This is a genomic window from Paracoccus acridae, from assembly GCF_014642735.1.
Lineage (GTDB): Bacteria > Pseudomonadota > Alphaproteobacteria > Rhodobacterales > Rhodobacteraceae > Paracoccus > Paracoccus acridae.
Window position 1 is genome coordinate 93,898 of sequence record NZ_BMIV01000011.1, and the last position, 12,530, is coordinate 106,427.

Below are 12,530 nucleotides of genomic sequence, written 5' to 3' on the forward strand. Positions count from 1 at the left end.
TCAGGCCCTTCCGAACAGGCCCTGCGGGCGCGTCGCCAGCACGAGCAGAAAGACGATATGGCCGGCAAGGACGCCCAAGCCGGGGTCGATGCGGAACCCGACGGCCTGCGCCACGCCCAGCACCATCGCGCCCAGAAAGGCACCCCAGACCGAGCCCATGCCGCCGATGATGACAGCCTCGAAGGCATAGATCAGCTGCGCGCCGCCATCGGCCGGGGCCACGGTGGACCGAAGAGACTGGAACACGGCCGCAAAGCCCAGAATGCCGACCGCAATGGCCGTGGCCGAGGCATAGACGGTGCGCGGGTTGATCCCGGTCATCGACGCCGCCTCGACATCCGAGGCCGCTGCCCGCAGCGCCCGGCCGAACCGCGTCCGCTTCAGCATCATGTCCAGCCCCCAGGTCAGCGCGATCGCGAAGACCAGAACGATCACCGGCAGCAGGCCGATATAGATGCCGCCGATCTGGATCGAGCGGCTTTCGATGCCGCCGCCGGGCAGCGAACGGCTGTTGGCGGACCAGATCTGCATCATCAGGTTCTGCAACGCCAGCGACAGGCCGAAGGTGGCGATCAGCGACGGCAGCGGATCGTCGCCCACAACGCGGTTCAGGATGGTCCTTTGCAACAGCCAGCCCAAGCCCACAGCCAGCGGCACCAGCGCCGCCATGACCGTGAACGGCCCCAGGCCAAGGGATGCGGCCAGCGAAATCCCCACCAGAGACAGGAGGATCACCAGATCGCCATGGCTGACATTCACGATCTTCATCACGCCGAACATCAGCGCCATGCCCAACGCATATTGCGCATACATGCCGCCCAGCAGCACGCCTTGGATCAGCGCGTCAAACCACTGCATGGGTTCCTCCGAAATAAGCCTTGCTGATCTCGTCGCGCGTGACCGAGTCCGAGGGGCCGGTCAGCGTCACCCGTCCTTCGAGCATGCAGTAAAGCCGGTCGGATGCCGACTGGGCCAAGCCCACGTCCTGTTCGACCAGCACGACCGAGGTGCCCTGCGCCCGCACCTCGGGAAGCGCGGCATAGATTTCGCGGATCACCCGGGGCGCAAGGCCCAGGCTGATCTCGTCGCACAGCAGGACCCGTGGCTGGCACAGCAGCGCCCGGCCGATGGAGACCATCTGCTGCTGCCCGCCCGATAGGCTTTGCACGGGGGTGCGGGCCTTTTCCTTCAGGATCGGAAACAGCTGGTGCAGCCGGGCCAGCGACCAGCCGCCCTTGCGGCCCAGCCGGTCGGCCTGATCGACGGCGACGCGCAGGTTGTCCTGGACCGACATGCCGGAAAACAGCCGCCGCCCCTCGGGGACGATGGCCACGCCCTTTTGCACCATGCGGTCGGCGGGGGTGCCGCCGATGGGCTGACCGCCCATGCGCACCATGTCCGGCGCGACCGGCAACAGCCCCATCACCGCGCGCAGGAAGGTGGATTTCCCGGCGCCATTGGCGCCGATCAGGGCTACGGCTTCGCCTTCGGCAATCTGGAAGTCGATGCCGTAGAGCGCCTGGAAGTCGCCATAGCGCGCCACCAGGCCATGCGTCGAAAGAATGGCGCCGGTCATCCCTCGATCCCCATATAGACACGCTTCACGTCCGGGTCGGCGATGACGGTATCGGGCGCGCCTTCGGCGATCTTCTCGCCGAAGTTCAGCACCATCAGCCCGTCGGCCACCGCCAGAAGCGCATGCAGCACATGTTCGATCCAGACGATGGTCACGCCCCGGTCGCGGATGCGGCGCACCAGCGCGACAAGATCCCCGGATTCCTCATCGGTCAAACCGCCCGCGATCTCGTCCAGCAGCAGAAGCTGCGGGTCCGAGGCCAGCGCGCGGGCCAGTTCCAGCCGCTTGCGATCCAGAAGCGTCAGCCCCCCGGCGCGCAGGTTCGCCTTGCCCGACAGTTCGCACTCCTCCAGCACCTGCGCGCAGAAGTCGTAGCTGTCGCGCTCGGAACGGCCGCCCCCGAAGGTCGAGGCGACCAGCAGGTTCTCGAAGGTGGTCATGCCGGAATAGGGGCGCGGAATCTGATAGGTCCGCCCGATCCCCATCTTGCAGCGCCGGAACGGTGGCTCTCCCTTCAGGGGGACATTGCCCAAGCGAATTTCGCCGCCCGAGGGCCGGATGTCGCCGCTGATCATGTTGAACAGCGTGGTCTTGCCGGCACCATTGGGACCAAGAATGCCCAGCACCTCGCCGCGATGCACGTCGAAGCTGACGCCGTGCAGCACCCGCACCGCGCCAAAGCTTTTCGACACGTCGCGCACGGCGAGGTGAACCTCTCCGGCCACCCCGCCCCCCCGTGCCTGATCGGTCGTGTCCCGCATGATCACCAGGCGATCGGGACGATCTTCTGTTCCGGCGGGAACAGCTGGTTGACGGTGTTATCGACGATCTTCAGGTCATAGGGCCAGTTCGCGCCCTGGACCCATTGCCCGCCGAAGATCGGCATCGTGCAGATGTTGCGGTGCGGCGTGCCCGCGAAGCGAACCGGCCCGCAGACGGTGGACAAGTCGGTCGCCACCATGGCTTCGCGGTTGGCTTCCCGATCCAACGGATCGGCCGAGCGTTTCAGGATGTCCACCGCCACCTCGATTAGGGCATGGGAATAGCCCAGCGGCTGCGTCCACTGGCGCTTCTGGTCCGCCTCCCATTGATCGGCGATCTCGCGCCCGGTCTGGCCTGTCAGCGACGACTTGAAGGGGAAGGCGGGGGTCCACCACACCTCGGTGGACATGCCATTGCCCAGGCCGCCCATCGCCTCGACCCCGCCGGGAAACAGCAGCGCCGCCGCCACGGTGATGGCCTTGGGCTTGAATCCCTGCTGGTTGCACTGGGTCACGAAGGTCTTCAGGTCGTCAGGATAGGCAATGCCGCCGATGATCTCGCAGCCCTTCGCCTTGAACTCCGCGATCTGGGCCGAGAAGTCGTTGGTGCGCGGCTGGAAATAGCCGGGGATCACCACCTCGTAGCCGGCGGCACGGGTCGGGGCTGGCAGGCCGTAATCCTCGTTCCCCCAGGTTTCGCCGTCGATGTTCTGCGGGAACAGCATCCCCACGATCTTGTTGCTTTCAAGGCCGTTCCACAGACCGACATAGGTGTTCAGCGCCTCGTCCAGGCCCCAGAAGAAATGATAGGTCCAGTCGAATTCGCCGCCGCCGCGCGGCATGATCACCGCCTGCCAGGGTGCGCCCGCCGAAATGCAGGGCGCTTCATACAGTTCCGATTGCTCCATGACCGGCAGGATCGTGTCGGTGGTCGAGGCGGGCACCATCAGATGCACCTCGTCGTTCAGGATCAGGTCGCCCGCGATCTCGGCCGCCTTGTTGGGGTTGGACTGGCTGTCCCGCTCCAGGATTTCCAGTTCATAGACATCGCCATTGGCGGAGGTGATCGTGCCTCCCAATGCCGCGCGGATCTTCTGGACGGTATAGCCGTCTGTTTCGCCAAAAAGGCCGAGGGGGCCGGTCGCTGGGGTAATATAGGCCATCCTGATCCGGCCCGCCGTCTGCGCGCGCAGATAGCCCGGCAAGGCCAGCGTCGAGATCATCCCTGCGCCTGCGCCGCGTAGCAGGGTGCGGCGGCTGATGCCCGATCTGACAAGCCTGTTGTAGTAGGTCATCGTGTTTCCTCCCTTTTTGCCGCCGATCCCCTCTCCTCCTCAGGCAGGAACGAGCGGCCCTGATTTCAGGTCATGCGTGTCAGCGAGCCGCCGTCGATCACGATCAGCGAGCCCGTGAAATAGGCGCCGGCGGGCGAGGCCAGTAGCAGCGCCAGCCCCTTGATGTCCTCGACATCGCCGATGCGGCCGATCAGGGACTGGCTTTCAAAGGCGGCGCGGTCGGCCTTGTTGCGCAGCCGCCCGCCGGCGATGTTGGTGATGAAAGGACCGGGCAGGATGGCGTTCACGCGGATGCCATAGGCCCCCAGCTCCATGGCCATGTGGCGCACGAAGTGGTTCACCGCCGCCTTGGCGGGCATGTAGCTGGTGCCCACGATGCTTTCGTTGATCTGCGATGCGATGGACGAGGTGACGATGATCTCACCACCGCCATTGGGCTTCATGTGCCGGACGGCGTTCTTCACCGTGGTATAGACTGAGGTCAGGTTGATCTCGATGCCGCGGTCCCACTGGCTGTCAGGGATGTTCTCGATGGCGCCTTCGGGATTGCGTTCGCCTTCGGGCGTCATGAAGCCCGGACCGGGGTCTATACCCGCATTGGCAAAGACGGTGTCGATGCGGCCATGGCGTTCGGCAACAGCGTCAAAGGCTGCGGCCATTGCCGGGCGGTCGCCGACATTGATCTGCTGACCCCAGATTTCGCCGCTGCCCACCTGCGCGCCCAGTTCGGCCACGGTGCGGTCCAGCCCTTCGGCATCGATGTCGAAGATGCAGACCCGCGCGCCCTGTTGCAGCATGATCTCGGCATAGGCGCGGCCGATGCCGCTGGCGCCGCCGGTGACGATCACGGATTTGCCGCGCACGTCGAACATCGCCTCAAGTGAAGCCAAGGCATCCTCCCTTTCTGCCCCTTTCGTCCACAGCAGGACATGACGCCGCCGCGACCTGCCCCGAAAGGCAGGCAAAGCGGCATCGGCCAGGAAACCCGGAACCGTGCTCAGTCCTGACGAGAAGGCTTCACCCACCTCCCCGAGGGCGAAACCACTGCCTGCATCAAGCGGCCTGCATCCGCGCAAGTCAAATGCGAAAAACCCCCATTAGCATAGCAGTTCGATATATAGCGCCGCGCCGCTGACGCTGCCCGGTCAGGCCAATGCCTCCATCCGGCCACCGGTAGGGATCTCGGGGGCGGCGCCGTTCTCGACGATCACCAGGTCATAGCCGCCGCCCTCTTTCCTGCGCCACTGCCCGCCGGTCAGCGGCGTCTTGCAGACGTTGCGGGCGGCGAAGTCCGGCACGCCCGCGCCGTTCCAGGCGATCTTGCCGACGACGGTGGTCATGTCGGTCGCGGCCACCGCCTCGGCCACGGCATCGCCGTCGGAGATGTCATCGACCCGGCCCATGACATTCGCCGCAACCTCGAACAACGAGTGGACAAAGCCGATCGGCTGGGTCCAAGGGCGTCCGGTGCTTGCGGCGAAATCCGCAGCCAACTCGGCCGAGCTTTTCCCCGTCAAGGTCGAGGAGAACGGGTGCGAAGGCGACCACCACACCTCGGAGGACAGATTGTGGCCAGCCTCTCCCAGTGTTTCGACCGATTGCGGGAACAGCAGCGCCTTGGCCACGGTCACTGCCTTGGGTTTCAACCCCTGCTGGCGCATCTGCGCCCAGAAGGTCGCAAAATCGGGCGGGATCAGAACGCCGGTGATGATATCCGAATTGGCCGCCTTGAAAGCGTTGATCTGGGCCGAGAAGTCGTCGGACAGATTCTGGAAGCTGCCGGGATTGGTCAGCGCATAGCCCCGCTCGGCCAGGCCTGGCCGCAGGCCGTTGTCCGGGTCGCCCCAGGCATTGCCGTCGGCATCGTTCGGGAACAGCCCGCCGACGGCCTTGTCAGTGGCAAGCTGGTCCCACATGGCGGTATAGACCTGGATCACGTCCTCCATGCCCCAGAAGTAATGGAAGGCATAGTCGAAGCCTTGCCAGCTTGCCGGATCGCGCGGATTGCCCTGCTGGCCGATGAACCAGGGCTGCCAAGGGGCAACGGTGGTGATGCAGGGCACGCCCTCGCCCTCGCAAACCCCGGCAACCGGATTGGTGTTCTCGGGCGTGGAGGCCGCCAGCATCAGGTTCACCTCGTCGCTGAGGATCAGTTCCTTGGCGACCTCGGCAGCGCGGTTCGGGTTCGACTGGCTGTCCTTGACCACCACCTCGAATTCACGCCCCAGTTCCGATGCAAGGAAGGTCTTGATGTTCCAGTCGTCGCTTTCGGCAAATCCCGCCAGCGGACCGGTTCGAGGTGTCACATAGCCCAGCTTGATCCGCGCGCCCTGCGCGAGGGCTGGTGTGACAAGATGGGATGCGGCAAGCGTCAGGCCCGTGGCCGCCGTCGTATGCAGGAATTTCCGTCTGGTGAACATCTCATCCTCCCCTGATGATCTGTAGGCGGCTTCCGGTCCGCCTGCGCCTTCCTTGGGCGCAAGCATGACCTATCAAAGAGCAATTTTATTTAGGATCTCGATCGGTCAGCATAACCCGGCGCTATGAACTGCCTCGGGCATCACCGTGCAGATGCCATTTGCGGCATGCGGCCCGCCGCCATGTCACCCAGCATCGAGGCCAGCATCGAGACCTCGGCATCCGAGACCTCGTGCGCCCGCCCCGGAAACAGGTCGGCGCGCAACGCGGCCCTGGACCGGCCCAGCACCAACGCGGCTTCGGCAAAGGCCTCGACGGGGATCCACGGGTCGGCGTCCGAGCCGGTCAGATAGACCGGCAGCCCCACAGGCAGGTCTTCGGGACGCGCATCGTCCGCCACGCCGACCCGGCAGCCGGTCAGCGCCGCCAGCGCATCCGGCGCGGCCCGGCCCGCCAGCGCATATTCCAGCGACAGGCAGGCCCCTTGCGAGAACCCCGCCAGCAGAAGCGGCAGGCCGGGTGCGGCGGCGCGGGCGTCCTCGATCAGGCGGCGCAGCCCCGCCAGCCCGTCCGCCAGGGCCGAGCGGGTGTCCGGCGTCAGCGGATCGACCGCCTTGGCGGCATACCAGCGTGCCCCCGGTGCGCGCGGCAGAAGGAAGGCGATCCCCGGCGCTTCCAGCCGTGCCAGCACATGCGACTGCATCTCCTCGGGCGACTGGCCCCGGCCGTGGACAAGGACGCAAAGCGCCCTTGCCACCGGCAGGTCCGCGCCGCAGCGCAGCACGTCCAGAACCGCCGTCATGCGAAGTCCGCTTCCTCGAGACCGGCGCGCAACTCGTCCTCGCGGTCCTTGAACCAGGGCGGGAAGACCAGCGTCTTGCCGATCTCGCCCGGCGCCTCGTCGCGCGCCCAACCCTGCGGCGTGGTCCAGGCAAGTTCGAACAAGGCGCCACCGGGGCTGCGGACATAGCAGGACTTGAAGTAGTTGCGATCCTTCTGTTCGGAAATGTCCGTGAAGCCCAACCCTTCGATATGGGCGCGCAGCTTCATCTGGTTTTCCTCGTCGCCGGTGTTCAGCGCCAGGTGGTGAATGGTGCCGCCCGCCAGTGTCCAGGTGCCCTGGTTGCTGTCGCGGTCCACGATCACCTCGACCCGCTGCACGACGCCATTGGCGTCGGGGACCCGGAAGACCAGCCCTTCGTCGCTGTCGGCTTCCTTTTCCAGCGGCAGGGCGACGGTCAGGAAATCGTCCATCGCGGTCCGGTCCATCACCGCAACCGAGGCGCCGTAGATGCCCTGGATGCCATGCGCCCGGCTGATGCCCTGCGCTTCGTTGACGATCGGTTCGCGCGTGTCACCGTCGCTTTCGACCAGTTCATGCGGGATGCCGCAGGGATGTGCAAAGACCACGCGGGTCGCGCCGAAGCGGGTGGACTTGGCGGCGGAAAGCCCGCGTTCGTTCAGCCGGTCCACCCAGAAATCCGCCGCACCCTTCGGGATCGACTGCATGATGGTGCGAGACTGGTTGGTGCCGCGCCGGCCATAGACGCCGGGCTTGCGGAAGGGAAACGTGGTGATGATGGTCGAGGCATCGCCGTTGGGCGAGCCGTAATAAAGGTGATAGACCGGGATCACGCCGTCGAACAGGACGGTGCGCTTGACCGAATGCAGGCCCAGCGTCTTGGTGTAGAAGTCGAAATCCTCCTGCGCGCCATCCGTGGACAACGTCAGGTGGTGGTATCCGCTGATCGGGGTCATAGTCTCTCCTCCATTTGCAATGTCAGTCTTGGCGCGGTTCCAGCAGGCACAGGACCAGTTTCACATCAAGCAGATGTTCGCGCGCGCCCCTTGAAGTTCGGATGGCGTGGAAATCGGCCAGAAGCTCGGGCCTGACGCCGAAGATCGCATCTCGGTCAATGGCGGGGTCCGCCCGGTCGAAGATATGCGTGGTCAATGTCTGGTGTCCTTTGGCAGTGACCCGGAAATGGACATGCGCCGGGCGTTCAAGCGGGCAGCCAAGCGCCGTCATCAGCCGCCCGACAGGCCCGTCCGAAGGCAGCGCATAGCCACCCGGCTTGACCGACAGAAAGTTGAACCCTCCCTTCCTGTCGGTGCGAAGCTTGCCGCGCAGGTTGAGTTCCGGCTGGCAGTCGGGCTGCTGGTTTTCATAGAGCCCGGCGGCATTGGCCTGCCAGACCTCGACCAGGGCACCAGGCAGTCCACGGCCCTCGAGATCGGTGACCTGCCCCGAGACCCGCAGGCGCTCCCCCTTGCCGTCGAGCGACAGGTCGGCCCCCAGCGCCAGTTCCGGCGCATCTGCACGATAGAACGGCCCCGCCACCGTGTTCGGCGTCGCACCTTGGGGCCGATGGGCGTTCATCTCCTCGACCAGTGCCGACACGCCCAGCACATCAGCCAGCAGCACCCATTCCTGGCGCTTATGGTCGGTCCGATGCCCGACCTCGGTCAGGAAGCCCAGTGCCTGCCGGAACTCGCTGGCGGTCGGATGCAGTTCTGCGACCAGCAGGTGCAGTTGACGCGCGATCGACGCGACCGAGTTGGCAAGCCGTGACGGCGCAGCCATCGCCAACCGGTGCTGCAGATCCTGCCCGATCCCGTTCGGCACGGGTTGCGCTCTCTCCTGTGACGGCGCGCGGCAGTCTTCCATTCCAGCGGGGCCTCCCCTCCCCTGTGATGGATTGGTAGCACGGCCCTTGCGGAAACTGCTTGAGTTTTGCCAGAGGCAATATAGCAGTTTGTTATGCGACTGAACGAACGCCACCTGATGCAGCTTGCCGCGGTTCTGGACGCCGGCGGCGTGTCCGAAGGGGCGGCCATGCTTGGCCTGACGCAGCCTGCGGTCAGCCGCTCTCTTTCGATGCTCGAGGCGCGAATAGGCGAACCGTTGTTCATCAAGGGCCGCCGTCCCTTGCAGGCCACGCCGCTGGCGGCACAGCTTGCCGGGCAGGGCCGTGTCATCCTTGCCGCGTCGCGGCAGGCCTCGGATGCGGTGCAGGGCTTCGTCAAGGGCAGCAAGGGTTTGGTCCGGGTGGGCGGCGTGCCCTTCTTCATGGACGCGATGATCAGCCGCATGATCGGTGAGTTCCAGTGCCGCGAGCCCGAGATCATCATCCAGCAAAGCTACATGAACCTGCCTGAGGTGACTGCGGCTCTGGAGGGCGACCAGCTTGACCTGGGGATTGTCGCCGTGGGCGAGGCATCCTCGGGTTCCGCCTTCGAGTTCACCGAGATCCTGCAGGGCCGCAATGTCGTCGCCTGCCATCCGTCCCACCCGCTGATGCGCAAACGTCCGATCGAGGCACAGGATCTGACGGCCTATCCCTGGGTAGCGCCATTGCCGGGCTCACCGCTGATGTCGGATCTGCAGATGATCCTGATGAGCATCGGCATGTCGGACCTCAACATCCGCTATTCTGGCGGCTCGCTCATGAGCGTGGTGAACTTTCTGGCAGAAACCGAGGCCTTGGCCGTGCTGCCCTTTTCGGTGGTCTTTGCACTTCGCGACAGCGGCCATGTCACCGTGCTGCCGTATCAGATCCCGCAGCCCAACCGTTCGCTGGGGATCATGCGCAGGGCGGGGGGGCCGCGAAACCCGGCCTCGGATCGCTTTGCAAGTCACGTCATCGTCGCCTTCGATAGCTTGCGCCATGCGATCAAGCGCCATGAAACGGCAGTGGTCTGGGGACATTCCTGAGCCATCCAGAGCGACTATCGAGACGCGCCAGAAGCAGTTCTGGAGAAGGAACTGGTCGGTGCCGAGAAGAGCCTGGTCGCAACTTGGCTGCGCCCCAGCCTCGCCGTCTCCTACCCGCACAGCAAGCGGATATGGGGCTGCACAAGCCTCGATAATGAAGAAGGCCGCCTAGCGGCGGCCCTTTCCATTACATTCCGGAAGTCGAAATCAATTAGCGTTCAACTCGTCGGTGAAGCCCTGATCGAAGCCGGTCGAGAAACCGCCCTTCATTGTGAAGCCTTTCGCGGCATCGTGGGCCCCAGCGGTGCCCAGGATCGCGGCGGCACCGTTGCCAGAGGCAATCCGGCCGTCCAAAGTGCCGGTGACCCGGTGCTTGAAGTAGCCTTCGCCGTCACGAACATGGACGATCATGTTGCCGCTTTTCAGGGTGTCACCATTGACCTGCGCATCACCCATGTATTCGATGTTGTTGTTCGCGTTGCCGACGATGGAGTCTACGAAGGCGTGTCCTTCGTGCAGGTCGAGGACGATCGCCATGCGGCCGGACGCACGGTTCCAGGCAGCAGTCGCTCCATCCTGCCAAGTCATGTCGATCTCACCGGTGTAGACGCCGCTGGGCGCCGTCACCACGGCGTCGCGGCCTTGAACCCGATAGATGTCCTGGGCTGCCGCACCACCGGTATATGCCACCCGGCTGACCTTCGAACCCGCAACTGTGTCATGACGCACAAAGCCGCCATCGGCGACGGTGTTCTGCGCACGCATCACGCCGTTTTCAAACTCGGAACTATGGCCTGCTTGGGCGAAAGCGATCAGGTCAGCGGTCTTGGTGCTCAGCGGCTCGGTCAGCGGCGGACGAACCCCGGGACCAGGGCGATTTTCATTTGCGTCGCCACCGTTGCTGCTCCCCGAGCAGGCACCCAACAAGACTGCAAGGGCGAGTGCGGCGGTGATTTTCGTAGGCAGAGCGGTCATCAGATTCTTTTCTTTCAATTGAACTATAGGCTCTCAGGCAATAAGGGGACGGGATAAAAGACCCCTGTTTTTGTTATATGTCAGGTATTTATAACGCAATAGTGATGCTGTCAGAGATCGGCAGCAATGCTTGGAAAATTAACCAACCACGAAGTTCATGGACACCTTGAAATTCTTTGCCCCTCTGGTTTTCGCATGCATAATTGCTACCGCTCCCGCTGTTCAGGCCAAGAACATCTGGGATGCACTGGGGCTTGCGGGGTCAGGATCTTTGACCGCTTGGGCCTTGTCGGAGCCTGCCCTGCCCCTCGAGGCACTAGCGGCGCGCAATAGCATTGTGCGGGATATGGGCTTTATCGGAACACGCTGGACACCATCCTATACTTGGTATCGGGTCAGCCCTGTTTTCACTTATGACGGCAACCTCAATGGAGGCTTCCCCGGCTCGACGCTTGTCGTTTCGGGTCTGAAATTCGAGATCGGAGAGGAATACGAACGCAAGTCGGGCATGCTGATCGGCGCTGCCGCTTCGGTCGGGTCTAACATTCCCGTAGGTGACGGCCTTGCTTGGGAAAACAGCGTGTCAGTGCTGGTCGGCTGGTCTCCCGAGCACAACTTGTCGAAATCCATCCTGACAGGCGAGAGCTGCCTGCGGCAAATGCAGACGATCGCAACTTACCTCCATGCCTGCCTCGATATGCGTTATTCTGACTATGAGTTGGGCGAAACCGCCGATGTCGGCTTCCGCATAGGCGCCAGTCACGCCTTTGCCGCGGCTGGCGGACTCCATGAGGTCATGGGCGAGATCAGCAATATCCGCGATCTGAAAGATCGCTACGATCAGCAAGCTGTCTCCGTGGTCCTGGCAACGGCTTGGCGTGAGGGATACGCGACACACGCAGGTCTGCAGCTGGGTAGCGCCGTCGAGGATCAACTAGTTATGCGCGAGCGAGTCGAGTTCGGTGTCAGCCGGATTGTCCTGGACAGACCTACGGCCGTGAGGGTCAGTCTGCAAAGCAATCGCGGTGGTCGGTGGCTCGGCAAAGATCGCGAGGACATCGTTGCGTCGCTGTCACTTACGCGAGAGGTTTCCGACAATCTTGGAACGACGGTTTCAGTCACCAAGACGGAAAGCAGCGCCAACTTCTTCGACGAGCGCTCAGTCGGCTTCAGCACGAACTTTCGTTTCTAATGCGTGGACCCAGCTACAAGCTGGATCGATGATGCTTGAAGGAGTGTCACTAGGAAGCATTTACGATCAAGCGAAGGCGGCTGGGTGCCTTCCATGCTCCTTCCGCTTCTGTGCTCAGGCCCAAGCAGTGTCGATCGGCTGCGGGGGCTGTGTCGCAAACTTTTCTGATCTTCGGGCCTGAGCTGGACCCGGCGGGTGGGCGGCTTGACGAGGATCTCCTTCAAGGGTGCTCACTTCCCCAAAGACGTCATCCTGCACGCTGTCTTCTTCTACTTGCGTTACGGCGTGTCGTCGTATCGCGACCTTGAGGAAATCATGGCTGAGCGCGGAGTCAGGGTCGATCATGGCACGCTGAACAGATGGGTGGAACGCTATGGCGGGCTTGTCGCGAGCGATGCGCGTCGATGCAAGCAGCCTACTGACAGATCCTGGCGGATGGACGAGACCTATATCCGCGTTCGTGGAGCTTGGGTTTATCTCTACCGTGCCGTGGAAGTTCGGGAAGACCTTGGACTTCATGCTGTCGAAACGATGCAACAAGCCTGCTGCCATCAAGTTTCTGGCCCGGGCGATGGAAGCAAACGGCCTGCCACGGAAA

12 protein-coding genes and 1 pseudogene are annotated in these 12,530 nt (G+C 63.7%); 3 read left to right on the plus strand and 10 right to left on the minus strand.

The features are described 5' to 3' along the window. From IEX25_RS14830 to IEX25_RS14870, 9 genes are all read right to left on the minus strand, one after another. Positions 1 to 858 carry a branched-chain amino acid ABC transporter permease gene (locus IEX25_RS14830; protein WP_188715923.1) on the minus strand — a complete coding sequence of 286 codons (858 nt, stop codon included), beginning with the start codon at positions 856 to 858 and terminating at the stop codon, positions 1 to 3. Further along, positions 845 to 1,576 carry an ABC transporter ATP-binding protein gene (locus tag IEX25_RS14835; protein ID WP_188715925.1) on the minus strand — a complete coding sequence of 244 codons (732 nt, stop codon included), beginning with the start codon at positions 1,574 to 1,576 and terminating at the stop codon, positions 845 to 847. Before IEX25_RS14835 ends, IEX25_RS14830 begins: the two co-directional genes overlap by 14 nt. Beyond that, positions 1,573 to 2,337 carry an ABC transporter ATP-binding protein gene (locus IEX25_RS14840; RefSeq protein ID WP_188715940.1) on the minus strand — a complete coding sequence of 255 codons (765 nt, stop codon included), beginning with the start codon at positions 2,335 to 2,337 and terminating at the stop codon, positions 1,573 to 1,575. Before IEX25_RS14840 ends, IEX25_RS14835 begins: the two co-directional genes overlap by 4 nt. Before the next feature lie 2 nt (positions 2,338 to 2,339). Beyond that, a complete protein-coding gene (locus IEX25_RS14845; RefSeq protein WP_188715942.1) occupies positions 2,340 to 3,632 on the minus strand; it encodes an ABC transporter substrate-binding protein in 1,293 nt (430 codons plus the stop codon). Between the two features lie 65 nt (positions 3,633 to 3,697). After that, complete coding sequence (locus tag IEX25_RS14850) at positions 3,698 to 4,522, minus strand: SDR family NAD(P)-dependent oxidoreductase (RefSeq protein ID WP_188715944.1); 825 nt, start codon at positions 4,520 to 4,522, stop codon at positions 3,698 to 3,700. 255 nt (positions 4,523 to 4,777) lie between these two features. After that, positions 4,778 to 6,052, minus strand: coding sequence for an ABC transporter substrate-binding protein (locus tag IEX25_RS14855; protein WP_188715946.1), 1,275 nt, complete (start codon positions 6,050 to 6,052; stop codon positions 4,778 to 4,780). A gap of 140 nt (positions 6,053 to 6,192) precedes the next feature. Then, entirely contained in the window at positions 6,193 to 6,852 is a 660-nt protein-coding gene (locus tag IEX25_RS14860; protein ID WP_188715947.1) for an alpha/beta hydrolase, read from the minus strand. Continuing rightward, positions 6,849 to 7,808 (minus strand): VOC family protein, encoded by a 960-nt coding sequence (locus tag IEX25_RS14865; protein ID WP_188715950.1) that lies wholly within the window; start codon positions 7,806 to 7,808, stop codon positions 6,849 to 6,851. Before IEX25_RS14865 ends, IEX25_RS14860 begins: the two co-directional genes overlap by 4 nt. 22 nt (positions 7,809 to 7,830) lie before the next feature. Then, on the minus strand, positions 7,831 to 8,718 hold the full coding sequence (locus IEX25_RS14870; RefSeq protein WP_188715952.1) for a dioxygenase family protein: 888 nt from the start codon (positions 8,716 to 8,718) through the stop codon (positions 7,831 to 7,833). A 93-nt stretch (positions 8,719 to 8,811) separates the two neighbouring features. Here IEX25_RS14870 and IEX25_RS14875 point away from each other — a divergent pair, with 93 nt between their 5' ends. Then, entirely contained in the window at positions 8,812 to 9,765 is a 954-nt protein-coding gene (locus IEX25_RS14875; RefSeq protein ID WP_188715954.1) for a LysR family transcriptional regulator, read from the plus strand. 207 nt (positions 9,766 to 9,972) lie between these two features. Here IEX25_RS14875 and IEX25_RS14880 read toward each other — a convergent pair whose 3' ends face one another. After that, positions 9,973 to 10,740: a hypothetical protein gene (locus IEX25_RS14880; protein ID WP_188715955.1), complete on the minus strand. Its 768-nt coding sequence runs from the start codon at positions 10,738 to 10,740 to the stop codon at positions 9,973 to 9,975. A 157-nt stretch (positions 10,741 to 10,897) separates the two neighbouring features. Between IEX25_RS14880 and IEX25_RS14885 the strand changes: the two genes are divergently transcribed. Then, positions 10,898 to 11,932 carry a hypothetical protein gene (locus IEX25_RS14885; RefSeq protein WP_188715957.1) on the plus strand — a complete coding sequence of 345 codons (1,035 nt, stop codon included), beginning with the start codon at positions 10,898 to 10,900 and terminating at the stop codon, positions 11,930 to 11,932. A gap of 213 nt (positions 11,933 to 12,145) precedes the next feature. Next, positions 12,146 to 12,530, plus strand: a pseudogene (locus IEX25_RS14890) (IS6 family transposase); the annotation flags it as partial.

Excerpts from the sequence above, each read along its gene's own strand:
- IEX25_RS14885 (WP_188715957.1), top strand. The coding sequence starts at position 10,898 with ATGGACACCTTGAAATTCTTTGCCCCTCTGGTTTTCGCATGCATAATT.
- IEX25_RS14875 (WP_188715954.1), top strand. The coding sequence starts at position 8,812 with ATGCGACTGAACGAACGCCACCTGATGCAGCTTGCCGCGGTTCTGGAC.
- IEX25_RS14840 (WP_188715940.1), bottom strand. The coding sequence starts at position 2,337 with ATGCGGGACACGACCGATCAGGCACGGGGGGGCGGGGTGGCCGGAGAG.
- IEX25_RS14845 (WP_188715942.1), bottom strand. The coding sequence starts at position 3,632 with ATGACCTACTACAACAGGCTTGTCAGATCGGGCATCAGCCGCCGCACC.
- IEX25_RS14880 (WP_188715955.1), bottom strand. The coding sequence starts at position 10,740 with ATGACCGCTCTGCCTACGAAAATCACCGCCGCACTCGCCCTTGCAGTC.
- IEX25_RS14830 (WP_188715923.1), bottom strand. The coding sequence starts at position 858 with ATGCAGTGGTTTGACGCGCTGATCCAAGGCGTGCTGCTGGGCGGCATG.
- IEX25_RS14870 (WP_188715952.1), bottom strand. The coding sequence starts at position 8,718 with ATGGAAGACTGCCGCGCGCCGTCACAGGAGAGAGCGCAACCCGTGCCG.
- IEX25_RS14860 (WP_188715947.1), bottom strand. The coding sequence starts at position 6,852 with ATGACGGCGGTTCTGGACGTGCTGCGCTGCGGCGCGGACCTGCCGGTG.
- IEX25_RS14855 (WP_188715946.1), bottom strand. The coding sequence starts at position 6,052 with ATGTTCACCAGACGGAAATTCCTGCATACGACGGCGGCCACGGGCCTG.
- IEX25_RS14865 (WP_188715950.1), bottom strand. The coding sequence starts at position 7,808 with ATGACCCCGATCAGCGGATACCACCACCTGACGTTGTCCACGGATGGC.
- IEX25_RS14835 (WP_188715925.1), bottom strand. The coding sequence starts at position 1,576 with ATGACCGGCGCCATTCTTTCGACGCATGGCCTGGTGGCGCGCTATGGC.